This window comes from Pseudomonas sp. GW823-FHT06E10 (genome assembly GCF_058794995.1).
Genome location: NZ_JBXAHJ010000005.1, coordinates 346,233 through 372,782 on the forward strand (window position 1 = coordinate 346,233; position 26,550 = coordinate 372,782).

Below are 26,550 nucleotides of genomic sequence, written 5' to 3' on the forward strand. Positions count from 1 at the left end.
GTTTGCGGCGCGAAATCGACAGTTTTCCGGTGAAAACCGATAGATACGGACACAAAACGGTCCGGGCGCACCAATTCGGGGACGGATGCTAACGCACTCGCTCGATTGCACAAGGGTTTGGCGGGCATAAAAGCAAAAGATCGCAGCCTTCGGCAGCTCCTACAGGGTTCACGACTGTAGGAGCTGCCGAAGGCTGCGATCTTCTGGGAGTATCCCCGCCTCCTTTCGGAAGCGGGGCTTTTTCATCATGCCAACTGAGGCTGAACGCTCAGCGGCTTGAGCGGCAGCAGCGGTGCATGGGGATCGGCCTTGACCGACTTGCGCCATGCGCCCAGCCACTCGGCATGACCTTCATTCCAGACCTGCTCATGCAAGCGGGCCAATGCCACCGGGTCGCTCAACAACTGCACACGCTCGTTGTTGGTCAGGCCTTCCGGTCCGACCTTCATAGCGTGGCGTACCCGCTCCACCCGCAGCCATTCAATTGGCTCGGCCTCGCGGTGACGGGAAGTCGCCAACGAGCACGCCAGGGCGTTCTGCTGCGGGTCGACCACCGAGCGGACGAAGCCGTCGTTCAGCGCGTGCCAGCGGTTTTCGTGGGTGTACTGGTCGGTCGCCAGCAGTGCCTGCGGCGGATTGTATTCCTCAGGGATCAGGAACAGGTTCTCGTCACGGGACTTCAGGCCCAGGCCGACACGGCTGGAGATCACCGACACCGGGATCGACAGCATCAACGAACCGACGATCGGCACCAGCCACCACAGGAAGCTCGGGTTCAGCCAGATCACCAGCATGGCCCAGAAGAAGCCCAGCAAGGTTTGCGGACCGTGGCGCTTGACCGCTTCGCTCCACGGCGTGGAGTCGTCGTCACGTTGTGGCGAGTTCCAGGTCGCGGCCCAGCCGAGGAACGCGGCGAGGACGAAACGGGTGTGGAAGATCATCCGTACCGGCGCCAGCAGCATGGAGAACAGCATCTCCAGGAGCATCGACAGGGTCACCTTGAACTTGCCGCCGAACTCTTTCGCACCCTTGGCCCAGATCAGGATGATGCTCAACAGCTTCGGCAGGAACAGCAGCACGATGGTGGTCGAGAACAGCGCGATCGCCTTGTCCGGATGCCATTGTGGCCATAGCGGATAAAGCTGACGCGGTTCGAGGAAGTATTGCGGCTCCATCAGCGTGTTGACCGCCAGCAGCGCGGTCGACAGCACCAGGAAGAAGAACCACAACGGCGCCGACAGGTAGGACATCACGCCGGTCAGGAACACCGCGCGGTGCACCGGGTGCATGCCCTTGACCAGGAAAAGGCGGAAGTTCATCAGGTTGCCGTGGCACCAGCGACGGTCGCGCTTGAGTTCGTCCAGCAGGTTCGGCGGCAGTTCTTCATAGCTGCCCGGCAAATCGTAGGCAATCCACACGCCCCAACCGGCACGACGCATGAGCGCGGCTTCGACGAAGTCGTGGGACAGGATCGCACCGGCGAATGCGCCTTTACCGGGCAATGGCGCCAGGGCGCAGTGCTCGATGAACGGCTTCATGCGGATGATCGCGTTGTGGCCCCAGTAGTGCGACTCGCCCAACTGCCAGAAGTGCAGGCCGGCGGTGAACAGCGGCCCGTACACGCGGGTGGCGAACTGCTGCATGCGCGCATAAAGGGTGTCCATGCCCGACGCACGCGGCGCGGTCTGGATGATGCCGGCGTCCGGCGTGGCTTCCATCAGGCGTACCAGGCTGGTCAGGCACTCACCGCTCATCACGGAGTCGGCGTCGAGTACGACCATGTACTTGTAGTCACCGCCCCAACGACGGCAGAAGTCGTCGAGGTTGCCGCTTTTACGTTTTACGCGACGACGACGGCGGCGATAGAAAATCTTGCCGAAGCCCCCGGCTTCGCGGCAGACATCCAGCCAGGCCTGTTGCTCGGCGACGCAGATATCGGCGTCGTTACTGTCGCTGAGGACGAAGAAGTCGAAGCGGTCCAGGTCACCCGTGGCTGCAACCGACTCGAAGGTCGCCCGCAGGCCGGCGAATACCCGAGGCACGTCTTCGTTGCAGATCGGCATCACCAGCGCGGTGCGCGCATCCTTTGGAATCGGCTCGTTACCAGCACTTTTACCGGAGATGCGGTATTTATCGTGCCCGGTTAGCAACTCGAGAAAGCCCATCAGCGCGGTCCAAAAACCGGCCGAAACCCAGCAGAACAGGATCCCGAACAGGATCAGGATGCTGGTCTGCAATGCATATGGCAGCACTTGGGTGGCGGTTTGCAGTAACGGTTGGTGCAATACTTCGTCGAGGTCGACGAATGACCAGCCCTGGTAAGGCATGAGGCCTTTCATGAACCAGCCGGCGACGATGGTCTGACCGAGCATCAGTACCAGCAGAATGTAGCGGCGGATCGAACCGACGGTGCGCCAGCGCGCGGCCGGCAGCACGTTCTCGTCTTTCGGCGGCTTCGGCGGATTGGTGCGACCGGTCAGACGCCGCCAGCCGCGCACCAGAATATTGGTGCGCCACGGCTCCGGCACGACCTTGGTCCGACGAATCGGTGGGGTCGCCTTAAGGCAGACGCGACCGCTGGCGTCGAGCACCAGCATTTCGGCGTCCTGCAATTCTTCGGCAGTGCTCAGGGTCAAGCGCTTGCCGACCGAAGCCTGGGCGGCCTCGGCTGGCGCGTCGAAAGTCGAGGACGACAGACGCTCATGCAGTTCACTGAAAGACCTGCAGCCCGCGAGTTCCGCGCGCTGCTGGTCGGTCATCGGCAGATGCGCCAGATACTCGGAAAGAGTTTCTGGCCGTACTTGAGAGTTACTCATCGGCAGGCAACTGATAGCTCCAGGTCTCGGTCAGGACTTCTTCAGTCGGGGCCGATTCCGGTGTGGCTGGGGCCGCGTCGGCAGCGACAGGCTGCTTGGCGTCTTTATTGGCCTTGTCCTTGGCATCTGCAACAGGCTTCGCTTCGGCCTGCTTGGCCTCCGCTTGCCTGGCTTCCTTGTCCGCTTTCTCTTGTTGCTTGGCGGCAACCTTGTCGGCCTTGGCAACCGACGAGTTCGACGACGGAATCGAAGTCTTGGCCAGGTCCGCCGGTACGATGTTCTGCACCAGCGCGGCACGCATCTCGGTGGACTTGCTCGGATCCTTGATCTTCATCCGCAGGGTCAGGCGCCAGCCTTTGGTTTCAGGATTATAGCGAACGCTGTTTTCCACCAGCTCGGCGTTGTCGCCGACGCTGACCTGGCTGCGAACGTCCGCTTCGGCCGGCAAAGCCGCCAGGGACGGGCCTTCAAAGTCCACCAGGTAGGCAACGCTGCCGTCCGGCTGACGAATCAGGTTGGACTGTTTGACGTCACCAGTGGAGCGCAGGGTTTGTTTGACCCAGGCGCTGTCCGGCGCGTGAATCGAGGCTTCATCCATGGTCCAGTGCATACGATAAGCGACATCGAGCGGCTGGCCAGGTTCCGGCAATTTTTCCGGATTCCAGAAAGCAACGATGTTGTCGTTGGTTTCATCGGCGGTCGGAATCTCGACCAGGTCGACCGTGCCCTTGCCCCAGTCACCCTTCGGCTCGATCCAGGCGCTTGGGCGCTTGTCGTAGCGGTCGTCGAGGTCTTCGTAGTGGCTGAAGTCGCGGCCACGTTGCAGCAGACCGAAGCCACGCGGGTTTTCAACGCTGAAGTTGCTCACGGCCAGGTGCTTCGGATTGTTCAGCGGACGCCAGATCCACTCGCCGTTGCCGGCATGGATCGCCAGGCCGCTGGAATCGTGCAGCTCGCGACGGTAGTTCAGTACTTTTGACGGTTGGTTGGCGCCGAACAGGAACATGCTGGTCAACGGGGCGATGCCCAGTTTGCCGACCTTGTCACGCAGGAACATCTGCGCCTTGACGTCGACGATGGTGTCGCTGCCCGGACGCAGGGTCAGGCGGTAGGCACCGGTGGCACGAGGGGAATCCAGCAGGGCGAAGATCACCAGGTGCTTGTCGCCCGGCTTGGGCTGCTGAATCCAGAACTCGCGGAAACGCGGGAATTCTTCGCCGGACGGCAATGCGGTATCAAGCGCCATGCCGCGAGCGGACAAACCATAGACATGACCCTTGCCGACGACGCGGAAGTAGCTCGCGCCAAGCATGGTCATGATTTCGTCTTGCTTGTCGGCCTTGTTGATCGGGTACAGCACACGGAAACCGGCATAACCCAGTTGTTCGGTGGCCTTTGGATCGAACTTCATATCGCCGAAGTCGAAACGACTCGGATCGTATTTGATCTCTTCGACGGTGTTCGCGGTGATTTCGTTGATTTTCACCGGCGTATCGAAATGCATGCCCTGGTGATAGAAGGACAGCTTGAACGGCGTCTTCTGGTCAGCCCACTCGGCTTTTTCCGTCAGAAAACGAATTTTCTGATAGTCCGCGAATTTCATGTCGCGGAACTCGTTCGGCAGGTTACTGCGCGGCGCTTCGAACTTCTGCGCGGCCAGTTCTTTTGCCTTGACCGATACATCATCCAGACTGAATGCCCAAAGCTGACCGGCGCTGAGCAGGCAGAGCAGTGCAGAGCCCGCTACCAGGGCGCTGCGTAACCGTTTGGCAGACAATTTTGGTGCGTTACAGGGACTAACAATCACGAGCAACCCTCGCCGAAAACAGATCAAAAAACCAACGGCCAGTTAAAGGGCCTGCACGGTGTACGGTATGAAAAAACCGCCCTTGCAAACCACTCTTGCCAAGTTGGCGAGCATTGTTCCGACTCCGCTGTGGCGAAATGATTCCCCAATCGGATCCGGACAAGTCTCTACCTAAGTCAAAATGGACCAACGAACGCTGATCCCCGTAGCGCGGGATTATCTAGTAGGCCGCGTTACAACGCATCAGGGGTAACAAAGTATTTATCGCGAAAAACCCCTGTTTTCAGTCGAAATGAACGTAAAAACTTGTTTCAAGCGCTTTCAGGTCTGTAACAGGAAGGTTACCGGGCCATCATTGACCAGGTGCACCTGCATATCCGCGCCGAATCTACCTGATGCCACAGTGCCATGCACCTGTTTCGCTTTGCTTAATAGATAGTCGAACAGCTCCTCGCCCAACGCCGGAGGGGCCGCGGTCGAGAAACTCGGACGCAGCCCGTTTTTTGTATCGGCAGCCAGGGTGAACTGAGAGACCAGCAGCAGCCCACCGCCCACATCCGCCAAGGACAGATTCATCTTGCCCTCAGCGTCACTGAATACCCGATAGTTAAGCAGCTTATTAAGGAGTTTGTCAGCGCTGGCCCGCGTATCGTCGGGCTCGACGGCTACCAGGACCAGCAATCCCTGATCGACGGCACCCACGATCTCGCCCGCGACCTCGACCCGCGCGCCGCGCACCCGCTGCAACAGGCCCTTCATGCTTCTTCAGGCGGCAGGTCGAGCAGACGCCGGGCCATCTGATTGGCGGCGCGTACCAGCGCGTCGGTGATGCCCGGCTCGGAAGCGGCATGACCGGCATCGCGGATGACCTGCAGTTCGCTGTTCGGCCAGGCTTGATGCAATTCCCAGGCGTTATCCAGCGGGCAGATCACGTCGTAGCGACCATGAATGATCACGCCGGGCAAATGGGCGATCTTGCCCATGTCGCGGATCAGCTGATTCTGCTCCAGGAAGGCGTGGTTGCTGAAGTAGTGGCATTCGATGCGGGCAATCGACAACGCACGTTGAGGCTCGGAGAAACGGTCGACTACCAGAGGGTTAGGGCGCAGGGTCGCGGTGCGGCCCTCCCAGGTCGACCAGGCCTTGGCCGCGTGCATTTGGGCGATCTGGTCGTTGCCGACCAGGCGTTTGTGGAACGCAGCGAGCAAGTCGTCGCGCTCGTCCAGCGGGATCGGCGCGATGTAGTCCTGCCAGTAATCGGGGAACAGGCGGCTGGCGCCGGCCTGGTAGAACCATTCGATTTCCTGCGCACGGCAGAGAAAGATCCCCCGCAGGATCAGGCCGTGTACCCGCTCAGGATGGGTTTGCGCGTAGGCCAGCGCCAGGGTCGAACCCCAGGAGCCACCAAACAGCACCCATTTTTCGATGCCCAGATGCTGGCGAATCCGCTCGAGGTCGGCGACCAGGTCCCAGGTGGTGTTGTTTTCCAGGCTGGCGTGGGGGGTCGAGCGACCACAACCGCGCTGGTCGAAGGTGACGATGCGATAAAGATTTGGATCGAAGTAGCACCGACTCTGGGCATCACATCCTGCACCGGGGCCGCCGTGGATGAACACCACCGGCAAACCTTCCGGTGAACCGCTTTCGTCGACATACAGCGTGTGGGTCTCGTCGACGGCCAGATCGTGCCGGGCGTGGGGTTTGATCTGCGGGTACAAAGTCTGCATTGCGCACTCCGTAAGGGGTCGAGGTCATCCCTGGGGGGACTTCTATTATTCTGCCGTTGGGCATCATAAACCCGAATGGGGCGATGAGCATGTCCTTGGAGAGATTGAGGGCTCTGGATACCTGTCGCACTCAGGCTCGCGCCCGAAAATGAAGCCTGTGAAGGCATTCGTATGCAATAAAGAAAACCGCTATTTCAGCGCACGACTGAAACAGCGGTTTTTTGGAGCGTTGAGCCGCAATCCTGGTTCAGGCGCTATCGAATGATGAACTCAAGTACATCACCCATTCTACGGCGTCACAGTGAACTCAACGAGTACACTTGGCTCGGAAACAATGTCGCCTTTCTTCTGCCACGCTTTGATGCGATGAACTCCTGGGCCCCAAGTAAACGATGTGTACCACTTGTTATCCACCACTAATGCATCGTTCAACTTGACACCTCTTTCATCCAAAAGCTCGACAGTCGCTCCCACTTCGCAAATACCGTCGATAGCCATGCCGCCGATGGGATATGTGCCTCCTGATACAGGCACCCTGATCGATGGCGGAGGGGGCTTGATGCCGACCGGCTCAGTGCTGACAATGCAGATGTCGCGACGCGACGGAATCCCGTTTTCGGCTCCATCTTGCACAGAAACATCCAAGCGTTCGAATACAGGAGGACGAGAAGTAAATGGACCGACGCGGGAGGCCGCCCAACGATTGCCAACTATATAACCTGTATATATTCCAATGGGAAGATGCTCCACCCGGATAACACTCCCCGCATTCGAACAGGGCGTGCAGGTACCCTCCAAATCAAGATAACCTCCAAAGGGAACATTGACATTTTCGGCCTCAGGCTCCGTCACTTTCACTTCGATCCCGTCGCTACTCAGTCCTACGCCAATCCAGCGCTCCGTCGGGTCAGACAACACGTTACTTACTGACTGTACGATTTTGATATAGACAACTTCACTACTAGTCCAGATGTGTTCAAAAGACCATGTGGTGCCGGTGACGCTGGCTTCCCCGATCAAGGTTTCGTCGACATCGCGGATGGACACACTCGCGCCTGGTTCGCAGGTTCCCTCGAACCGCACTTCTTGGTTGATTGGCATAAGGCTGTTGACGAGCGGAAGGGTTACCACCGGCGGGGGTACATTGGAGGACGGCTCGCGCACAATGATCTCGCGCACTGGAGTTGGATCTGAAATAGCAGCGTCGAGGATTTGCCGTACGTGGAGGCGCTGGACTCCAGGCACCATCTTTTCTAGCGTAAGACTCCAATTAGTCCCGATCGCCGGCACATCTTTCCATGTGGTATCAGGGAGGATCAACATCTGGACAACGGCACCTTCCAGGCAGGTGCCTGCGCAACGAACAAAACCTCCGTCGTGCTCGATACCTTCTTTTGGCCAGAGCATTTCGGGGGCAGGCGGTTTTGTAGCCACCGCACGTTCGCGAGAGTCCGCCGCACTATCCTTCGTATCCTTGTTTGTACGTGCCATGATTTTCTTGCTCCTGTGGGCAGGCACGATCGCCTGCGTTCCAGAAGTGTTTTAACGTGAATCAAAAAATTAATGACCTGTCAAAAATAACAGTCTCGACAAACGGTTGCTGTAGATCAGAGCTTTACAGCCAGGTATCCGAGCAACCTTTCATACAACACATCCACCTCGGCTACCTGCCCCCGCGCCCGCAAACAACCGTGTACCAGCCCTTCGCCGTAATACAGCGTCGCCGTCACACCGGCAGCGTTCAGTCGCTCGGCATACAGCACGCCGTCATCACGCAACGGGTCCAATTGCGCCACGGAGATCCATGCCGGTGGCAGTCTGCTGAAATCCGTGGCAAGCAATGGCATGGCGTAGGCGTTCGGATGGCGGGTGCCCTGCAGGTAAAGCGCGTGATAGCAATCGACGTCACTGCTGCTGAGTAACGGCGCGTCGATGCACTCACTGCGCGACGGCAGCCGGTGATCGCCGCCCAACCCCGGATAGATCAGGACCTGCGCGCACGGCACCGGCTCGCCGGCATCGCGCAGCGCCAGGCACAACGCTGCCGCGAGGTTGCCACCGGCGCTGTCGCCCGCCACCAGCGTGCGTGCACAATCCAGTTGAAACGGCCCGTTGCGTAGTGCCCGCCAGACTTTGAGGCAATCGTCGAAGGCCGCCGGAAACGGATGTTCCGGCGCCAGGCGATAATCGACGGCGATCACCAACACACCGAGGGTCGAGGCCAGTTCCGCGCAAATGAAGTCGTGGGAATCCAGATCCCCCACCACCCAGCCACCGCCATGTAGATAGACGATGCACGGCACGCCACCAGCAGAAGGTGAAACCGGCGGCTGATACGAACGAACGGCAACCCCCGCCAACTCGAAATCGACCACATACAACCCGGCGGGACGCGGCGGCGTGAATGCCCGGCACATCTCGCTGTAGGCCTGGCGCAGACCGTCGGGGCTGCCGTCAGTGCTGTTGAAACTGACGGTTTTCTCGACGAAAGCCGTCATCTGCTCGGAAAGTGGATAAGGAGCCATAAGACTGGTGCAAGCCTGTTCAGGTTTTTAAGACGTACTTATGACCTGTGGGAGCGAGCTTGCTCGCGATTGCGAACTGACAGGCAACATAGATGTTGAATGTGAGGGCGCCATCGCGAGCAAGCTCGCTCCCACAGGTTTTGCAAACATCTGGAAAGGTGTCAGTTCTTCAGACTGGCCTGAACCGTGGCCACGCCATCCTTGCCATCAAAACTGCTGACACCCGCCAGCCAGCGCTGGAGATCTTCCGGATGCTCGCGCAGCCATTTTTTCGCGACATCCTGAGCCGATTGGCGCTCCATGATCGGCACCATCAACTGGCTTTCCTGGGCGGCGGTGAAGGTCAGGTTTTCCAGCAGTCGATTGACGTTCGGGCAGCGCTTGGCGTAATCCGGCGCGGTTACGGTGGAAACGGTCGCTGCACCTTCATTCGGGCCGTACACGTCTTCGCTGCCGGTCAGGTAGGCGATCTTCATGTTGATGTTCATCGGGTGTGGAGTCCAACCGACGAACACCACGAACTCCTTGCGATTCACGGCGCGCTGTACGGCGGCGAGCATGCCGGCTTCACCGGACTCGATCAGTTTGAAATCCTTCAGGCCGAAGTGATTGGTTTCGATCATGGTCTTGATCGTGGTGTTGGCGCCGCTGCCCGGCTCGATCCCGTAGATCTTGCCGCCAAGCTGATCCTTGAATCTGGCGATGTCGGAGAAGGTCTTCAGGCCCGCCGCTTCTACATAGTCAGGGACTGCAAGGGTGGCCTGGGCATCGGCCAGGCTCGGCTTGTCCATCACTTTGACTTGATTGGCGGCCAGGAACGGCGCGATGTTTTTGTCCATCGCCGGTTTCCAGTAACCAAGGAAAATGTCCAGGCGCTTGTCGCGGATCCCGGCGAAGATGATTTGCTGAACGGCGCTGGTCTGTTTGCTTTCGTAGCCGAGGCCATTGAGCAACACGTCGGCCATGCCGCTGGTGGCGATCACATCGGTCCAGTTGACCACGCCCATGCGCACGGTTTTGCAGGAGGCGTCGTCAGCGGCCAGGGCGCCGGTGCTCAGGAGAGCCGTGCCGCAGAGGATTGAGAGACAGCGGGCGAACAAACCTTTGGTGCTTGTCATAGAGAGCATCTCGTGCGGCAGCGATTATTGTGAGGTCGGTGTCTTTGTGCACCGTGGCCAGAACATTACGCAGCAGACGAGCGGTAAAAGCGACCTGTGGCGACCGTGTTTTGCACGGTGGCGACTGTTACGTCGCGCTTTCAAAATGAACACTTACCTGTGGGAGCGAGCAAGCTCGCTCCCACAGGGTTACGCGTCAGGCTTTAGCGCTTGTAGTGTTTTTCACCCCAGGCCAGCAAGCCTTGCAGCAACTCCTTGAGCACCAACCGCGTCGGTTCCGCCAGATCCGGGCGATAGCGGAACGGCTCGAACTCTTCCATGTAGGTGCACTGCCCCAACTCCAGTTGCACCGCGTGGATGTTCTCGGCCGGATTACCGTAATGGCGGGTGATGTGCCCGCCCTTGAAGCGCCCGTTGAGTACGTGGGTGTAGTTGTCGTGAAGCGCGCAGATCGCTTCCAGTCGGGTCGCAAGCTGTGGATCGCAACTGGCGCCGTTGAAGGTGCCGAGGTTGAAGTCCGGCAACTTGCCGTCGAACAGGTGCGGGATGATCGAGCGGATCGAGTGCGCATCGAACAGCAGCGCATAGCCGAACTCGGCCTTCAGCCGCGCCAGTTCCTGCTGCAAGGTGCTGTGGTACGGCGTCCAGATCTGCTCCAGATAAGTCGCGCGCTCTTCTTTCGAAGGCTCCAGCCCTTCGCGGAACAACGGAATGCCGTCGAACAGCGTCGCCGGGTACAGGCCGGTGGTCGCGCCCACGTACAAAGGCTTGTCGTCGGACGGTCGGTTAAGGTCGATGACGAACCGCGAGTACTCGGCCGCCAGGGTGCTTGCACCCAGTTCCGCGGCGAAGTCGTATAGCTGCGGGATGTGCCAGTCGGTGTCCGGCAGGCTTTTCGCGTCAGGGATCAACCCGGCTTCGACCGCAGGCGTCAGGCGCACACCAGCGTGGGGCATGCTGATCAGCAGCGGTACGCGGCCTTGTTTGAAGTTCAGAACCTTATCCACAACAGATCTCCTACAGACTTGATTCGACGCCGTGGCGCACGACGCGTTTTTCCAGGTCGCCGCCCAGCCAGTAACACAGGTCGGCCGGACGGTCGATTTGCCAAGCGACAAAATCCGCGACCTTGCCGACCTCCAGCGAACCATGAGTATCGGCCATGCCCAGCGCGGTGGCGGCATGAATCGTCGCGCCGGCCAGGGCTTCTTCCGGGGTCATGCGGAAGCAGGTGCAAGCCATGTTCAGCATCAGGCGCAACGACAGCGCCGGCGAGGTGCCCGGGTTGAGGTCGCTGGCGATGGCGATTTTCACGCCGTGCTTGCGCAGGGCTTCCATCGGCGGCAATTGGGTTTCACGCAGGAAGTAAAAGGCGCCGGGCAACAGCACCGCGACCGTACCGGACTTGGCCATGGCGATGGCGTCGTCCTCGGTCATGAACTCCAGGTGATCGGCGGACAACGCGTGGTAACGCGCCGCCAGGCTCGAGCCATGCAGCGACGATAACTGCTCGGCGTGCAGCTTCACTGGCAGGCCCAGTGCCTGGGCGGTAATGAACACCCGCTCGACCTGCGCCGGGGAGAACGCCAGGTACTCGCAAAACGCATCCACGGCGTCGACCAGCCCTTCGGCAGCCAGGGCCGGGAGCATGTCGGCGCAGATGTGATCGATATAGTCGTCAGCGCGATCCTTGTACTCCGGCGGCAAGGCGTGAGCCGCCAGGCAGGTGCTGCGCACGCTGACCGGCAGTTCGGCGCCGAGGCGACGGGCCACACGCAGCATCTTGCGCTCGTTGGCCAGGTCCAGGCCGTAACCGGACTTGATTTCGATGCTGGTAACGCCATCACGCATCAGGCTTTTCAGGCGCTTGGCGGCACTGGCGAACAGTTCATCTTCGCTGGCTGCGCGGGTGGCGCGCACGGTGCTGGCGATACCGCCGCCACTGGCGGCGATTTCCGCGTAGCTGACGCCTTGCAGGCGCTGTTCGAATTCACCGCTGCGGTTACCGCCGAACACCGTGTGAGTGTGGCAGTCGATCAGGCCCGGCGTGACCCAGGCCCCGTTCAAATCACTGACGGCCGGGTACTCGCCCACCGGCAACTCACCGCGCGGGCCGATCCACTCAATGTGCGCTCCTGACGTCACGATGGCCGCATCCTCGATGATCGAGTAGACGCCTTGTGCCATGGTTGCGACGTGACAGTGTTGCCAGAGAGTTTTCATCCTTGGCCTCCATTAGGTTATCGATGAGAAAAAGTAGGATCCTGCGTCACCAGGGCTGCCTGGCCCGCCGCCGGTTTCACCCACGTCAGGTAAGCCAGCACCAGCAACACGATCCAGACCACGCCGACGATCAGCGCTGCCTGGGTGTCCGGGAAATAGCCCAGCACGCCGAAAATGAACAGCATGAAGGCAATCGCCGCCGCCGGCGCATAAGGCCAGAGCGGTACCGGGAACTTCAGTTGTGCAACCTGCTCGGCGCTCATGGACCGGCGCATGGCCACTTGGGTCACCAGAATCATCAGCCAGACCCACACCGTGGCAAAGGTCGCGACGGAAGCGATCAACAGGAACACGTTTTCCGGGATCAGGTAGTTCAGCAACACACCCAGCAACAGCGCAGCACTCATCACCACCACCGTCATCCATGGCACGCCATTGCGCGACAGGCGGGCGAAGCCTTTGGGTGCATGCCCTTGCTGGGCCAGACCGAACATCATGCGGCCAGCGCCGAAGATGTCACTGTTGATCGCCGAAATCGCCGCCGTGATCACCACGATGTTGAGGATGGTGGCCGCCGAGCTGATCCCCAGCTTGTCGAAAATCTGCACGAACGGGCTGCCCTGGCTGCCGATCTGCTGCCATGGAAAGATCGACATCAGCACCAGCATCGTCAGCACATAGAACAGCAGGATCCGCAACGGTACAGCATTGATCGCCCGGGGCAGCACGTGCTGCGGGTCTTTGGCTTCACCTGCCGTTACGCCGATGATCTCAATACCGCCAAACGCAAACATCACCACCGCGAACGAAGCGATCAGACCGCCCATGCCATTGGGCATGAAGCCGCCGTGGCTCCAGAGGTTGCTGATGTCGGTCGCTTGACCGGGGGCCGAGCTGATGCCGAACAGCATGATGCCGAAACCACCCAGGATCATCGCGACGATGGCCGCGACCTTGAGCAGCGACAACCAGAACTCCATTTCACCGAAGACTTTGACGTTGCACAGGTTCAGGCCGCCAACGATGGAAACGACACCCAGCACCCAGATCCAGCGGGAAACCTCCGGAAACCAGAAGCCCATGTAGATACCGAATGCAGTGACATCGGCCATGCCGACGATGACCATTTCGAATGCGTAGGTCCAACCGAGGATGAAGCCCGCCATCGGCCCCAGGTAGGTGCTGGCGTACTGGCCGAAAGAGCCGGCCACCGGGTTGTGCACCGCCATCTCACCGAGGGCGCGCATGACCATGAACACCGCCGCGCCACCGATCAGGTAAGCGAGCAGTACCGCAGGACCGGCCATTTGAATGGCCGAGGCAGATCCATAAAACAGCCCGGTGCCGATTGCCGACCCCAGCGCCATGAAGCGAATATGTCGGGCAGAGAGCCCGCGTTTCAAACCTTTTTCTGGCTGTTGCATTTCTCGTCCCTAATTATTGTTATCCGACGCAAAATCGAATCGCGAGCGAGTTCGCTCCCACATTGGGTGGCATGCACCTGTGGGAGCGAGCCTGCTCGCGAAGGGGCAATTACAGGCTAGGCAGCAACTTCGCCGACACCAGCTCGTTCAGGCAACGGGAAGCCAGCAACTCGCTCGCAGCGTTGATATCCGGTGCAAAGAAGCGGTCCTTCTCATAGAACGGCACTTCGTTACGCAGAATGGCACGGGCTTTTTCCAGTTTTGGCGAAGTCTTCAGACCATTGCGCAGGTCCAGGCCCTGGGCTGCCGCCAGCCATTCCACCGCGAGAATCCCACGGGTGTTCTCGGCCATTTCCCACAGGCGCTTGCCAGCCGCCGGAGCCATCGATACGTGGTCTTCCTGGTTGGCGGAAGTCGGCAGGCTGTCCACCGAATGCGGATGGGACAACGCCTTGTTCTCGCTGGCCAATGCCGCTGCGGTCACCTGGGCGATCATGAAGCCGGAGTTCACACCGCCGTTGGCCACCAGGAACGGCGGCAGTTGCGACATGTGCTTGTCCATCATCAGCGAGATACGGCGCTCGCTCAGGGAACCGATTTCAGCGATGGCCAATGCCATGTTGTCAGCGGCCATGGCCACCGGCTCGGCGTGGAAGTTGCCACCGGAGATCACGTCACCTTCAGCGGCGAAAACCAACGGGTTGTCGGAAACGGCGTTGGATTCGATCGCCAATACTTCGGCCGCTTGACGGAACTGGGTCAGGCAGGCACCCATGACTTGTGGCTGGCAACGCAGGGAGTACGGGTCTTGTACCTTCTCGCAGTTTTCATGGGAGTCGGAGACTTCGCTGCGCTCGCCCAGCAGTTCGCGATAAGCGGCGGCGGCGTCGATCTGGCCTTTCTGGCCACGGGCAGCATGGATACGGGCGTCGAACGGCGAACGCGAGCCCAGGACCGCTTCAACGGTCAGGCCGCCCAGTGCCAGGGCACCAGCAAACAGGTCTTCACCTTCGAACAGGCCACGCAGGGCAAATGCGGTGGACACCTGAGTGCCGTTGAGCAGCGCCAGGCCTTCTTTCGCGGCGAGGGTCAGCGGGGTCAGACCAGCAACTTTCAGTGCTTCGGTGGCTTCCATCCACTCGCCCTTGTAGCGAGCCTTGCCTTCACCCAGCAGCACCAGCGACATGTGGGCCAGAGGCGCCAGGTCACCGGAAGCACCGACCGAGCCTTTCAATGGAATGTGCGGGTAAACCTCGGCATTGATCAGGGCGATCAGCGCGTCGATCACCACACGACGGATGCCAGAGAAACCACGGCTCAGGCTGTTGACCTTGAGCACCATGATCAGACGCACCAGCTCATCGCTGATCGGCTGGCCGACACCGGCGGCGTGGGACAGCACCAGCGAGCGCTGCAGGTTTTCCAGGTCTTCGCTGGCAATGCGGGTCGAGGCCAGCAGACCGAAACCGGTGTTGATACCGTAGGCGGTGCGGTTCTCGGCGAGGATCTGTTCCACGCAGGCAACGCTGGCTTCGATCTGGGCCGAGGCGCTGTTGTCGAGGGTCAGTTTCACCGGCTGCTGATAGACGTCACGCAGTTGGGCGAGGGTCAGTTGGCCGGGAATCAGATTTAGCGCAGTCATTTTTGTGCTCCTTTTGAGAGTTAGCTATTAACTAACCAGACGCTCCGGAGATGTCCGTTGTCCGTCGCTTCCCCCTTTTTGAGGGGGTGGCGCCTTGGCACGCTGGTTTTATAGGGAAATCAATTCAAATTCGGTAACGTTTTTTGCAGCAAAACAGGGTCTTTCAGAACACTGGCAGCGGCGGCAATGTCTGGTGCAAGCCAGCGGTCCTGGTCGTAGGCAGGAACTCGCTCACGCAGCAGACGCCAAGCGGTATCGGTGCCCGCACCAAAGCGTTGTTCCTTCAAGAATTCAAACGCCTGGGCCGCCAGCAAATACTCGATGGCGAGGATCTGCGTGCAGTTTTCCAGCGCGCGATGCAGCTTCAGCGCGGCGTTGGTGCCCAGGCTCAGGTGATCTTCCTGAAGACCGGAAGTGACGTAATTGTCGAGGACTGCCGGTTGCGCCAGTTGACGGTTCTCCGCGCACAGCGAAGCGGCCACGTATTGCACGATCATCATCCCGGAGTTCACGCCCGGGTTGGCCACCAGGAAAGCCGGCAGGCCGCTGACGTGCGGGTTGATCAAACGGTCCAGACGACGCTCGGCGATGGAGCCGATTTCCGCCATGGCGATCGCCAGCAGGTCCGCCGCCATTGCCACGGACTGGCCATGAGGGTTGGCCTGGGACACCACGCGGTAATTGTCCGCGGTGCCCAGCACCAGCGGGTTGTCGGTGGCGCCGTTGAGCTCGGTTTCGATCTGTTTGATCGCGTGCACCAGTTGATCGCGCGCAGCACCGTGCACCTGCGGGATCGAGCGAATGCTCAGGGCATCCTGGGTGCGAATGCCTTTGCTCTGGGCGATCACTTCGCTGCCGTCGAGCAAGGCCCGAAGGTTGATCCCGACCTGTTGCATGCCCGGGTGCGGCTTGAGCGCGATGATCTCCGCGTCGAACGCATCGATCTGCCCGCGCTGGGCTTCGAAGCTCATGGCGCCGATCACGTCGGCCCATTCCAGCAGGCGCGTGGCATCGGCAATCGCCAGGCAGCTCAGGCCGCTCATGCACGGCGTACCGTTGACCAGGCACAAACCGTCCTTGGCACCGAGCTTGACTGGTTGCAGACCTTCTTCGGCCAGCGCTTGCTGCGCGGAAACGATCTGCCCGCGATAGCTGACATTGCCCACGCCCAGCAGCGCGATGCCGATGTGCGCCATGTGAGTCAGATAACCCACCGAACCCTGGGACGGCACCTGCGGGGTGATGCCCCGGTTGAGCAACGCCAGCAGCGCTTCGACGACCTGACGGTGCAGGCCGGATTTGCCGTGGCTGTAGTTGACGATGGCCGCGCACATGATCGAGCGGGTCTGCTCGTCGGTCAGCGGTGCACCCACGCCGCAAGCGTGGCTGAGCAAGGTGTTGCGCGACAACTGGCTGAGTTGTTCGTCCTGCAGCGAGACGTTGCACAGCGCGCCCAGGCCGGTGTTGATGCCGTAGGCACGTTCGCCGCTGGTGACGATGCGCTGGACGATGGCCTGTGCGTTTTCGATGCGCGCCCAGATCGGTGCCGACAGTTCAAGCTGTGCGCCATGACGAGCAACGGCGACCACATCCTGCCAACTGACCTGCGACTCGGTGATAACGATTTTTTCAGCCTGGGACATCTTCAACCTCTGCGTACAAACCTGAATATAGATGCATCTTTACCGGCCTCATCGCGAGCAAGCTCGCTCCCACAGGTTTTGTGAACACCGGGGATCCACTGTGGGAGCGAGCTTGCTCGCGATGGGGCCAGCACAGCCGGCACAAACCTTTTAAACCACCGCCGCCCGACGCTGCACAAAACGGTCGACATACTCATCCGCCGGCGAATGCAGGATCTCTCTTGGCGTGCCGACCTGGATCAGGCGGCCGTCCTTGAGAATCGCGATGCGGTTGCCAATGCGCACAGCCTCGTCGAGGTCGTGGGTGATGAAGACGATGGTCTTGTGCAGGGTCTTTTGCAGTTCCAGCAACTGGTCCTGCATCTCCGCGCGGATCAGCGGGTCGAGGGCGCTGAACGCTTCGTCCATCAGGATGATGTCAGTGTCCGCCGCCAGGGCGCGGGCCAGGCCCACACGCTGACGCATGCCGCCGGATAGCTGGTGCGGGTATTTGTTTTCGTAGCCCTTGAGGCCCACGGTGTTGATCCAGTGCAGCGCACGCTCAGCGCACATGGCTTTGCTTTCGCCACGGATTTTCAGGCCGTAGGCGACGTTGTCCAGCACGCTCTTGTGCGGCAACAGGCCAAAGCTCTGGAACACCATGCTGATCTTGCGCCGACGAAATTCGCGCAGGGCTTCCATGTCGTATTGCAGGATGTCCACGCCGTCCACCAGGATCGCGCCGCTGGTCGGGTCGATCAGGCGGTTGAAGTGGCGCACCAGGGTCGACTTGCCTGAGCCCGACAGGCCCATGATCACGAAGATCTCGCCGCTGCCGATGCTCAGCGACAGGTCGTTCACGCCGACCACGCAGCCGGTTTCGGCCAGGACCTGGTCCTTGGTCTTGCCCTGGCCGATCATGGCCAGCGCATCCTTGGAACGGTTGCCGAAAATCTTGAAGACGTTCTTGACTTCGATCTTGCTCACGGTTGCGTTGTTCATTTGCTCACCTCATGCCGTGCGCGACCGTACGCCTGTGTAATGCGGTCGATCACCACAGCCAGAATCACGATCGCCAGACCGGCTTCAAGGCCACGCCCGACGTTGAGGGTCTGAATCCCTACCAGCACGTCTTCACCCAGGCCACGGGCACCGATCATCGAGGCGATCACCACCATCGACAGGGCCATCATGGTGGTCTGGTTGATCCCGGCCATGATGCTCGGCAGGGCCAGTGGCAGTTGCACGCCGAACAGTTGCTGCCAGCGGTTGGCACCGAAGGCGTTGATCGCTTCCATCACTTCGCCGTCGACCTGGCGAATGCCCAGATCGGTCAAACGGATCAGCGGTGGTGCGGCGTAGATCACCGTGGCGAAAATCGCTGGGACCTTGCCCAGGCCAAACAGCATCAGAACCGGGATCAGGTACACGAAGCTCGGCATGGTCTGCATGATGTCCAGCAACGGCATCAGCACCGAACGCAGGCGGTTGCTGCGCGCCGAGAGAATGCCCAGCGGAATGCCGATCAACACCGAAATGATCGTCGCCACCATCATCAGCGCCAGGGTCTGCATCAGCTTGTCCCAGAGGCCGACCGCACCCACCAGGAACAGCAAACCAACGATGACGGCAGTGGTCACGACCTTGCGGGTCGCGTGCCAGGCCACACCGGCCACGATCGCCAGCATCAGCCACCAGGGTGCAGCACGCAGCAGGCCTTCAAGATTGACGATGGCCCACAGCAGGGTGTCGGAGATGCTGCGGAAAACGTCGCCGTAGTTGGTAACCAGCGAATCGACCCAACCGTTGACCCAGTCGGCGATGGAAAAGGTAAAGCTTTCGGGAAACATAAGAGACTCTCAATCAAGGGGTTGCGATCAAGCGTCCGACTGCCGTTGCCGACAGCCGGAGAAGCCCAACCTACAAGGCCGCGTCGATTTTCTTGGCTGCGTCTTCGCTCACCCATGCGTGCCAGACTTCAGGATGTTCCTTCAGGAAGATCTTGGCCAGTTTTGGTGATTCGATCCGCTCTTTGGTCATGCGCCCAAGGTTCTGGTTCAGCAGGTCGATTGGCACGTTGACCTTTTCCAGCACGGCCACCAGTTCAGGCGCTTCGTCGTGGAACGTCTTGGACAAGCCGACCTTGATGGTCACTGTCTTGTTCACGCCTGGTTTCTCTTCGAGTTTCACCGCGTCGATCTGGCCCATCAAAGGCGTTGGCGACCAGTAGTAGAACAGGATCGGCTCGCCACGCTTGTAGCTCGACAGCACAGCGGCATCCAGCGCCGGGCCGGTGCCTGGGCGGAAGTTGGTGTAGGTGCTTTCCAGGCCGTAGCTTTTCAGCATTTCGCTGTTGTCCAGCTCACAGGTCCAGCCGGCCGGGCAGTTGTAGAAACGGCCCTTGGAAGGCTCTTCGGCGTCCTTGAACACCGCCGAGTATTTGCCCAGGTCAGCAATGTTTTTCAGGTCCGGAGCCTTGGCTTCCAGCTTACGCTTGGCGTCGCCTTCGATCACGTAGCGCGGCACGTACCAGCCTTCGATCGCGCCAACAACCGGGGCGCCGACACCGACGACTTTGCCGGCCTTCTCGGCCTTGTTCCAGACTTCGCTGCGGCCGACCCACTCTTCGGCAAACACTTGAATGTCGTTGCTGCTCAGGGCGTTTTCCATGGTGATGGAGTTGCCCGGCAGGCTGTCGGTCTTGCAGTCGTAGCCTTTCTCCAACACGACTTGCATCACGTCGGTCAGCAGCATGGCGCTTTCCCAGTTCAAACCGGCGAACTTCACCGGTTTGCCCGACTCGCACCAACCCGCCGCCTGAGTGGCGCCAGCGCTGGCCAGCAGGCCCATGGATAGCAATGCGGTCAGCAGGGTCTTGTTCGATTTCATTGTTATGACGCTCCTAATCATGAATTGGCTTACGGCAGTCAAGAGGCATCCAGCCCTGTCCACGTCCAATCAGGCCTGCGCCGCAGCGCGACCGACATTCAGCTTTTGTTCGGTGATCGCGCCCTGCTCGACCGGCAGGATCAAACGATCAGGCACTGTGCCGTGCCATTTTTTTGCACACAGGTAATACAGGGCGGCGGGAAGCACCAGGCCGATGACCCAGGAAATATCCACATCACCCAGGGCCGCCACCAGCGGACCGGTATAGAACTTAGTGGAGATGAACGGCAGCTGCACCAGCACACCGAACACATAGACGCTGATACCGAGGAGGTTCCAACGACCGTAGCGACCATTCGGATCGGCCAGAGCCGGTACGTCATAGCGCTCGCGGGTGATGCAGTAGTAGTCCACCAGATTGATCGCGCTCCAGGGGGTAAAGAACGCTAGCAAGAACAGGATGAAAGACTTGAACGCACCGAGGAACGAGTGCTGACCGAGCAACGCCATCAGGGTCGCAGCACCGACTATGACCAGCACGAAGACCAGGCGCTGCAAGTGCGTTACCTTCAGGTCACCACGGAAACCGCTGATGATGGTCGCAATGCACATGAAGCTGCCGTAGGAGTTCAGCGTGGAGATGGTGACCTTGCCGAACGCGATGCTGAAGTACAGCAGCGCAGCGGTGGCACCGGTACCACCCAGACCAACGATGTAGGCCACTTCGTGACCGGCGAATTGCCCGTTGGCCGAAGCGGCAGCAAACACGCCGAGGACCATCGCCACCTGCGCGCCAATGACCGAACCCGCACCTGCGGCGAAAAAGGTTTTCACCGAGGAAATATTGCTCGGCAGGTAGCGTGAGTAGTCAGCCACGTAAGGGCCGAACGCGATCTGCCAGGACGCCGCAAGCGACACCGCCAGCAGGAAGCTGCTCCAGCTGAAGTGACGGATTTGCAGGAGAGCGCCGACGTCGGTCTGGCTCATCAGGCGCCAGAACAGATAAACGAAGGCAATCACACCGATGACGCTGGCAACTCGGCCGATCCAATGGATCACCCGATAACCGAGCACCGTGACCAGCACGATGACACTGGCAAAAATGAGGATACCGACGCTGTCGCTGACGCCAAACAACTGGCCCAGCGCCTGGCCGGATAACACGGTTCCCGTTGCGGTGAAGCCCAGGTACATCAGGCACACCAGCACGATCGGGATGGCCGCGCCGTACACGCCGAACTGTACCCGGCTGGAAATCATCTGCGGCAGGCCAAGCTTGGGGCCTTGCGCGGCATGCAGCGCCATTACGCCACCGCCGAGCAGTTGGCCGATCAACAGACCGATCAACGACCAGAACACATCACCGCCAAGCACCACGGCCAATGCGCCGGTGACAATCGCGGTGATTTGCAGGTTGGCACCCATCCACAGGGTGAACTGGCTAAACAGACGACCGTGTCTTTCCGCTTCCGGGATGTAGTCGATCGAACGCTTCTCGATCAACGGTTTGTTGCCTGCACGTTCGCTGTTAACAGCCATGATTCAACCTCTGTGGATTGTTATAGGTATATCGGTTGTCGGTGTTGGCTTCTGTGGGAGCGAGCTTGCTCGCGATAGCGGTTTTTCAGTCAACGAAGAGGTTGAATGTGTCGCCCTCATCGCGAGCAAGCTCGCTCCCACATAAAGCCGTACAGCGTTATTTGCCGGTAATCATCGGCAGGTTCAGCCCTTGTTCCTTGGCGCAGTCGATGGCGATCTGGTAACCGGCATCGGCGTGACGCATGACGCCAGTGGCCGGGTCGTTGTGCAGCACGCGAGCGATACGCTCGGCCGCTTCGTCAGTACCGTCGCAGACAATCACCATGCCCGAATGCTGGGAGAAGCCCATGCCGACGCCGCCGCCGTGGTGCAGGGACACCCAGGTCGCGCCGCTCGCGGTGTTGAGCAGAGCGTTGAGCAGTGGCCAGTCGGAAACGGCGTCGGAACCGTCCTGCATCGATTCGGTTTCGCGGTTCGGGCTCGATACCGAACCGGAGTCCAGGTGGTCGCGGCCGATCACGATTGGCGCGGACAACTCGCCGCTACGGACCATTTCGTTGAACGCCAGGCCCAGCTTGGCGCGCAGGCCCAGGCCAACCCAGCAGATACGTGCCGGTAGACCCTGGAAGCTGATACGCTCGCGGGCCATGTCCAGCCAGTTGTGCAGGTGGGCGTCGTCCGGGATCAGTTCCTTGACCTTGGCGTCGGTCTTGTAGATGTCTTCAGCGTTGCCCGACAGTGCAGCCCAACGGAACGGGCCGATGCCACGGCAGAACAGCGGACGGATGTAGGCCGGTACGAAGCCCGGGAAGTCGAATGCGTTTTCCACGCCTTCTTCTTGCGCCATCTGACGGATGTTGTTGCCGTAGTCGAAGGTCGGGATGCCTTGCTTCTGGAAGTCGAGCATCGCTTTAACGTGCACGGCCATCGATTGCTTGGCGGCTTTGATCACGGCAGCAGGTTCGGTCTTGGCGCGAGCGCGGTATTCGTCCCAGGTCCAGCCGGCTGGCAGGTAGCCATTGAGCGGGTCGTGGGCGCTGGTCTGGTCGGTGACCATGTCCGGGCGCACGCCGCGCTTGACCAGTTCAGGCAGGATTTCAGCCGCGTTGCCCAGCAGCGCGATGGAAATCGCTTTGCCTTCGGCGGTGTATTTGGCGATGCGGGCCAGTGCGTCGTCGAGGTCTTTGGCTTGCTCGTCGACGTAGCGGCTTTTCAGACGGAAATCGATGCTGACCTGCTGGCATTCGATGTTCAGCGAGCAAGCGCCAGCCAGGGTTGCAGCCAGAGGCTGAGCACCACCCATGCCGCCCAGGCCAGCGGTCAGTACCCACTTGCCGGTCAGGTTGTCGTTGTAGTGCTGGCGACCAGCTTCAACGAAGGTTTCGTAGGTGCCCTGGACGATGCCCTGGCTGCCGATGTAGATCCAGCTGCCGGCGGTCATCTGGCCGTACATGGCCAGGCCTTTGGCGTCCAGTTCGTTAAAGTGTTCCCAGCTCGCCCAGTGAGGAACCAGGTTGGAGTTGGCGATCAGCACGCGCGGGGCGTTGCTGTGGGTCTTGAACACGCCGACCGGCTTGCCGGATTGCACCAGCAGGGTCTCGTCGTCGTTCAGGTTGGTCAGGCTTTCGACGATCTTGTCGTAGCATTCCCAGTTACGTGCAGCGCGACCGATACCACCGTAAACCACCAGTTCTTTAGGGTTCTCGGCGACTTCCGGGTCGAGGTTGTTCATCAGCATGCGCAGCGGCGCTTCAGTCAGCCAGCTCTTGGCGGTCAGCTTGTTACCGCGTGCGGCACGGATTTCGACGTCGCGAAACTTGGTACGTTTATTCTCGGTCACGAAAAGAACTCCTCAGCAATCAATCCAAACCAACCCAGGCAGTGGGCGAGCAAGCCAATGGGCATCAGTGCACACCGGCGAATCAGTGGACGATGGTTGAGTCTTCGTGACTCATACGCATACGTCTTTACTTGTACATACAAGCATATGCAATCAAGCGGCCAACTTGTTGGATGAGCATTCAAGAAAAGTTCGGAAACAGCTGGAGAGCCCTTGGAACAAGGGTTTTGGCGTAGATGAAATTTTTCGAGGGGATTTTTTGGAGGATAAGCGGATTGTTACTTGAGCGTGGTTTTGCGCCACGCTGGGGCATTCGGTAACAAGTTGGTGCGCGGACGGAAACGGTCTGAGGGGTAGCACAACATCGCGTGCAAACATGGCCCCTGCAGGAGCCGAGCTTGCTCGCGATGGTCGTGAAGGATAACGCGTAGAACCAGATGCCCAGCGGCGAATTTGGGTTATCCGCGAGCGAGCTCGCTCCTACAGGGATGGTGTATCAGCGTGCGACGAGTTCGATCACGCAGCAGGCGCCATTGCTGGAGACTTCCAGCAATCCGGTGTTACCGACCAGTTGCAGGCAATCATGGCGACCCAGTTGCGAAGCGCTGGTACCGACCTTCACTTCAAGCGCATCGCTGATACTGAAGACCAGCACAGTCCCCGCCTCACTGAAAAACCGCTGCTCGCCCGACAACCACTGCAACCGCGCGGCGTAACGCAGCGGTGCGTAAATGAGGTTGAAATCGCGAATCGCACCGCCGAGCAATGTGCAGGAAACCTTGCTTTCACCGCTGAAGGCAAATGGGTCCAGCGGTAACAGTGGCCGAGTATCCTGGCCATCCACCGTCAGGCTCATGCCGTCGCCCTGCAAAACAGTGATCACTCGCTCGTAACCGGCGAAGGTGGAAAACCCGCCCGACTCGCCAATGTCGGCAATCGACAGGCGCCAGCCAAAGCCATCCAGACCGGTGCCGGCATCGCGGGTGATTTCTTCGGTGCTGCCACCGCCGTTTTTCCACGGCATGCGCGGGTAATCTTTGGCGCGTAAAACCTTTAACTGATTCATTTATGGAACCGACCTTCCAGACGATGACGGGAACCGGGGTGGATCAAGCGAGCGGCGGTAACCGGCTGACGGCCGGACCAGGTGCGGCGACGGATCAGCAGGCACGGCTCGCCTTTTTCAATCTGCAGCAATTTGCATTCGGACGACTCGGCCAGGATCGCCTCGACCACGTGCTCGCCTTCGGTCAGCGGCGCGACCTGGTTCAGGTAGGCGTAGGGCGTTTGCAGGGTGAAGTCCTGCTTGAGGTAGTCCGGCGCCACCAGCGCATTGACGAAACGGTCTTCGATTTGCACCGGAATATCGTTTTCGAAATGCACGATCAGCGAGTGGAACACCTTCTGCCCTTCGCGCATGTCCAGGGCCAGGGCGCGCTCGGAGCCGGCGGCCTCTTCTTCAAGGGTGATGACCTTGCAGGTGTGGCGATGACCGCGAGAGGCGATTTCATCGGCGATGTTGTGCACTTCGAACAAGGCAGACTGGCTTTTCGGCTCGGCGACGAACGTGCCGACGCCTTGCATGCGCACCAGCAGGCCATCGGCGGTCATCTCGCGCAGGGCGCGGTTGATGGTCATGCGGCTGAAGCCCAACTGGCTGACCAGCTCGCTTTCCGACGGCACGCGGTAGTGCGGCGGCCAGTTTCCACTGTCGATTTGCTGGGTGATCATTTGTTTGACGCGGGCGTACAAGGGCGCCGGACTGTCGCCCATGTTCGCGGCCAACGGAGAGACTGGAGGCGGAGTCGGCACGGTTAATCCTTGTTCGTTGAAAAGAGATTGCTAGCTTGCCGGAGTTTACCGGGCAGGCAAACGTCTGTATATGTATATACAAATAACACACGATGGGGTGCTGAACCATGTCCGCCTTCTTTGCCGAACGCGCGCTGCTGCCTAGTGGATGGGCCAACAATGTACGTCTTGAGGTCAGCGCCGACGGCGTTTTGACCCATATCCAGGCCGATTCCAACGCAGATGGCGCCGAACGGCTAAGCGGTCCGCTGCTGCCGGGTATGCCGAATTTACACTCCCACGCCTTCCAGCGGGCCATGGCCGGGCTGGCGGAAGTGGCGGGAAATCCGAACGACAGTTTCTGGACCTGGCGCGACCTGATGTATCGCCTCGTCGGAAAAATCAGCCCGGAACAACTCGGCGTCATCGCCCGTCAGCTGTACATCGAAATGCTCAAAGCCGGTTACACATCGGTGGCGGAATTTCATTACGTACACCATGACATCAGTGGCCAGCCTTACGCGGACCCGGCCGAGCTGGCCCTGCGTATCAGCCAGGCTGCAGGTTCCGCGGGTATCGGTCTGACCCTGCTGCCGGTGCTCTACAGCCACTCCGGTTTCGGCGGCCAGACTCCGAACGAAGGTCAGCGTCGCTTCATCAACAGCACCGAAAATTACCTCAAGCTGCAATCGCGCCTGCAACCGCTCCTGGCGCAGCAGCCGGCGCAGGCCCTGGGCCTGTGTTTCCACTCGCTGCGAGCGGTCACGCCGCAACAGATCAGCGAAGTGCTGGCCGCCAGCGACAAACAATGCCCGGTGCACATCCACATTGCCGAGCAGCAGAAAGAAGTCGACGACTGCCTGACCTGGAGCGGTCGTCGTCCGCTGCAATGGCTGTACGAAAACGTCGAAGTCGACCAGCGCTGGTGCCTGGTCCACGCGACCCACGCCAACCCGGAAGAAGTCACGTCGATGGCCAGGAGCCGCGCCATCGCCGGCCTGTGCCTGACCACCGAAGCCAACCTTGGCGACGGGATTTTCCCGGCGGTGGATTTCCTCGCCCAGGGCGGCCGCATGGGTATCGGTTCCGACAGTCACGTGTCATTGAGCGTGGTGGAAGAATTGCGCTGGCTGGAATACGGCCAGCGTCTGCGTGATCAGCGGCGTAATCGTTTGTACGGCGCAGATCAGCCAATGGTCGGCCGCACGCTGTTTGATGCCGCGCTGGATGGTGGTGCCCAGGCGCTGGGTCAGCCGATTGGCGCCCTGGAAGTCGGCAAGCGCGCGGATTGGCTGGTGCTGGACGGCAACGATCCGTATCTGGCGACAGCCAATGGCGACGGGATTCTTAATCGCTGGCTGTTTGCCGGTGGCGATCGTCAGGTGCGGGACGTGTTGGTGAACGGCCAGTGGGTTGTGCGGGATGGACGGCATGCTGATGAGGAAGAAAGCAATCGCGCCTTCACTCAAGTCCTGCGCGAACTCCTGGGCTGACACAAAACAACTGTGGGAGTGAGCTTGCTCGCGATAGGGCCATCAGATTCAACATTGATGTTGTCTGACAGTCCGCTATCGCGAGCAGGCTCGC

Annotated in this window: 20 protein-coding genes; 1 reads left to right on the forward strand and 19 read right to left on the reverse strand. The window is 60.1% G+C overall.

Going from position 1 to position 26,550, the window contains the following annotated elements:
• Window positions 1-245 precede the first annotated feature (245 nt).
• The 19 genes from mdoH to hutC all read right to left on the reverse strand — a co-directional run bounded on the left by mdoH (window position 246) and on the right by hutC (window position 24,945).
• Window positions 246-2,816: a glucans biosynthesis glucosyltransferase MdoH gene (gene mdoH / locus AC1Q6Y_RS11210; protein ID WP_492624567.1), complete on the reverse strand. Its 2,571-nt coding sequence runs from the start codon at window positions 2,814-2,816 to the stop codon at window positions 246-248.
• The gene (locus tag AC1Q6Y_RS11215) at window positions 2,809-4,623 is read right to left on the reverse strand and encodes a glucan biosynthesis protein G (RefSeq protein WP_090452641.1); all 1,815 of its coding nucleotides are present in this window, start codon (window positions 4,621-4,623) and stop codon (window positions 2,809-2,811) included. The genes mdoH and AC1Q6Y_RS11215 overlap by 8 nt, the downstream gene beginning before the upstream one ends.
• 321 nt (window positions 4,624-4,944) lie before the next feature.
• Entirely contained in the window at window positions 4,945-5,382 is a 438-nt protein-coding gene (gene dtd / locus AC1Q6Y_RS11220; protein WP_057712378.1) for a D-aminoacyl-tRNA deacylase, read from the reverse strand.
• Complete coding sequence (pip, locus tag AC1Q6Y_RS11225) at window positions 5,379-6,350, reverse strand: prolyl aminopeptidase (RefSeq protein ID WP_492624568.1); 972 nt, start codon at window positions 6,348-6,350, stop codon at window positions 5,379-5,381. Before pip ends, dtd begins: the two co-directional genes overlap by 4 nt.
• 288 nt (window positions 6,351-6,638) lie before the next feature.
• A complete protein-coding gene (locus tag AC1Q6Y_RS11230) occupies window positions 6,639-7,841 on the reverse strand; it encodes a hypothetical protein (protein ID WP_492624569.1) in 1,203 nt (400 codons plus the stop codon).
• Between the two features lie 116 nt (window positions 7,842-7,957).
• The gene (locus AC1Q6Y_RS11235; protein ID WP_492624570.1) at window positions 7,958-8,875 is read right to left on the reverse strand and encodes an alpha/beta hydrolase; all 918 of its coding nucleotides are present in this window, start codon (window positions 8,873-8,875) and stop codon (window positions 7,958-7,960) included.
• 161 nt (window positions 8,876-9,036) lie between these two features.
• Window positions 9,037-9,993 carry a choline ABC transporter substrate-binding protein gene (locus AC1Q6Y_RS11240; RefSeq protein ID WP_492624571.1) on the reverse strand — a complete coding sequence of 319 codons (957 nt, stop codon included), beginning with the start codon at window positions 9,991-9,993 and terminating at the stop codon, window positions 9,037-9,039.
• 203 nt (window positions 9,994-10,196) lie between these two features.
• Window positions 10,197-11,000, reverse strand: coding sequence for an N-formylglutamate deformylase (gene hutG, locus AC1Q6Y_RS11245; protein ID WP_057712382.1), 804 nt, complete (start codon window positions 10,998-11,000; stop codon window positions 10,197-10,199).
• 10 nt (window positions 11,001-11,010) lie between these two features.
• Window positions 11,011-12,216 (reverse strand): imidazolonepropionase, encoded by a 1,206-nt coding sequence (gene hutI, locus AC1Q6Y_RS11250; RefSeq protein WP_340312448.1) that lies wholly within the window; start codon window positions 12,214-12,216, stop codon window positions 11,011-11,013.
• Window positions 12,217-12,233: 17 nt separating this feature from the next.
• Window positions 12,234-13,640: an amino acid permease gene (locus AC1Q6Y_RS11255; protein WP_340312449.1), complete on the reverse strand. Its 1,407-nt coding sequence runs from the start codon at window positions 13,638-13,640 to the stop codon at window positions 12,234-12,236.
• A gap of 109 nt (window positions 13,641-13,749) precedes the next feature.
• Window positions 13,750-15,282, reverse strand: coding sequence for a histidine ammonia-lyase (hutH, locus tag AC1Q6Y_RS11260; RefSeq protein ID WP_492624572.1), 1,533 nt, complete (start codon window positions 15,280-15,282; stop codon window positions 13,750-13,752).
• 119 nt (window positions 15,283-15,401) lie between these two features.
• Complete coding sequence (gene hutH, locus AC1Q6Y_RS11265) at window positions 15,402-16,925, reverse strand: histidine ammonia-lyase (RefSeq protein ID WP_090452628.1); 1,524 nt, start codon at window positions 16,923-16,925, stop codon at window positions 15,402-15,404.
• Window positions 16,926-17,075: 150 nt separating this feature from the next.
• Entirely contained in the window at window positions 17,076-17,906 is an 831-nt protein-coding gene (locus AC1Q6Y_RS11270) for a quaternary amine ABC transporter ATP-binding protein (RefSeq protein ID WP_052961897.1), read from the reverse strand.
• Window positions 17,903-18,754 (reverse strand): ABC transporter permease, encoded by an 852-nt coding sequence (locus AC1Q6Y_RS11275; RefSeq protein WP_057712387.1) that lies wholly within the window; start codon window positions 18,752-18,754, stop codon window positions 17,903-17,905. The genes AC1Q6Y_RS11270 and AC1Q6Y_RS11275 overlap by 4 nt, the downstream gene beginning before the upstream one ends.
• Window positions 18,755-18,824: 70 nt before the next feature.
• Window positions 18,825-19,793: an ABC transporter substrate-binding protein gene (locus tag AC1Q6Y_RS11280; RefSeq protein WP_057712388.1), complete on the reverse strand. Its 969-nt coding sequence runs from the start codon at window positions 19,791-19,793 to the stop codon at window positions 18,825-18,827.
• 69 nt (window positions 19,794-19,862) lie between these two features.
• The gene (locus tag AC1Q6Y_RS11285; RefSeq protein WP_057712389.1) at window positions 19,863-21,332 is read right to left on the reverse strand and encodes a purine-cytosine permease family protein; all 1,470 of its coding nucleotides are present in this window, start codon (window positions 21,330-21,332) and stop codon (window positions 19,863-19,865) included.
• A gap of 157 nt (window positions 21,333-21,489) precedes the next feature.
• On the reverse strand, window positions 21,490-23,172 hold the full coding sequence (gene hutU, locus AC1Q6Y_RS11290; protein ID WP_057712390.1) for a urocanate hydratase: 1,683 nt from the start codon (window positions 23,170-23,172) through the stop codon (window positions 21,490-21,492).
• 496 nt (window positions 23,173-23,668) lie between these two features.
• Window positions 23,669-24,238, reverse strand: coding sequence for a HutD/Ves family protein (locus AC1Q6Y_RS11295; RefSeq protein ID WP_057712391.1), 570 nt, complete (start codon window positions 24,236-24,238; stop codon window positions 23,669-23,671).
• Entirely contained in the window at window positions 24,235-24,945 is a 711-nt protein-coding gene (gene hutC, locus AC1Q6Y_RS11300; protein WP_173677901.1) for a histidine utilization transcriptional repressor HutC, read from the reverse strand. Before hutC ends, AC1Q6Y_RS11295 begins: the two co-directional genes overlap by 4 nt.
• A gap of 146 nt (window positions 24,946-25,091) precedes the next feature.
• Here hutC and AC1Q6Y_RS11305 point away from each other — a divergent pair, with 146 nt between their 5' ends.
• Entirely contained in the window at window positions 25,092-26,456 is a 1,365-nt protein-coding gene (locus tag AC1Q6Y_RS11305; protein WP_057712392.1) for a formimidoylglutamate deiminase, read from the forward strand.
• Window positions 26,457-26,550: the final 94 nt, after the last annotated feature.

Coding starts and splice junctions, on each gene's coding strand:
- AC1Q6Y_RS11255 (WP_340312449.1), bottom strand. CDS start 13,640: ATGCAACAGCCAGAAAAAGGTTTGAAACGCGGGCTCTCTGCCCGACAT.
- AC1Q6Y_RS11285 (WP_057712389.1), bottom strand. CDS start 21,332: ATGGCTGTTAACAGCGAACGTGCAGGCAACAAACCGTTGATCGAGAAG.
- dtd (WP_057712378.1), bottom strand. CDS start 5,382: ATGAAGGGCCTGTTGCAGCGGGTGCGCGGCGCGCGGGTCGAGGTCGCG.
- AC1Q6Y_RS11280 (WP_057712388.1), bottom strand. CDS start 19,793: ATGAAATCGAACAAGACCCTGCTGACCGCATTGCTATCCATGGGCCTG.
- hutH (WP_090452628.1), bottom strand. CDS start 16,925: ATGTCCCAGGCTGAAAAAATCGTTATCACCGAGTCGCAGGTCAGTTGG.
- pip (WP_492624568.1), bottom strand. CDS start 6,350: ATGCAGACTTTGTACCCGCAGATCAAACCCCACGCCCGGCACGATCTG.
- hutH (WP_492624572.1), bottom strand. CDS start 15,282: ATGACTGCGCTAAATCTGATTCCCGGCCAACTGACCCTCGCCCAACTG.
- hutC (WP_173677901.1), bottom strand. CDS start 24,945: ATGGGCGACAGTCCGGCGCCCTTGTACGCCCGCGTCAAACAAATGATC.
- AC1Q6Y_RS11295 (WP_057712391.1), bottom strand. CDS start 24,238: ATGAATCAGTTAAAGGTTTTACGCGCCAAAGATTACCCGCGCATGCCG.
- hutI (WP_340312448.1), bottom strand. CDS start 12,216: ATGAAAACTCTCTGGCAACACTGTCACGTCGCAACCATGGCACAAGGC.
- AC1Q6Y_RS11235 (WP_492624570.1), bottom strand. CDS start 8,875: ATGGCTCCTTATCCACTTTCCGAGCAGATGACGGCTTTCGTCGAGAAA.
- AC1Q6Y_RS11270 (WP_052961897.1), bottom strand. CDS start 17,906: ATGAACAACGCAACCGTGAGCAAGATCGAAGTCAAGAACGTCTTCAAG.
- AC1Q6Y_RS11240 (WP_492624571.1), bottom strand. CDS start 9,993: ATGACAAGCACCAAAGGTTTGTTCGCCCGCTGTCTCTCAATCCTCTGC.
- AC1Q6Y_RS11305 (WP_057712392.1), top strand. CDS start 25,092: ATGTCCGCCTTCTTTGCCGAACGCGCGCTGCTGCCTAGTGGATGGGCC.
- mdoH (WP_492624567.1), bottom strand. CDS start 2,816: ATGAGTAACTCTCAAGTACGGCCAGAAACTCTTTCCGAGTATCTGGCG.
- AC1Q6Y_RS11230 (WP_492624569.1), bottom strand. CDS start 7,841: ATGGCACGTACAAACAAGGATACGAAGGATAGTGCGGCGGACTCTCGC.
- AC1Q6Y_RS11275 (WP_057712387.1), bottom strand. CDS start 18,754: ATGTTTCCCGAAAGCTTTACCTTTTCCATCGCCGACTGGGTCAACGGT.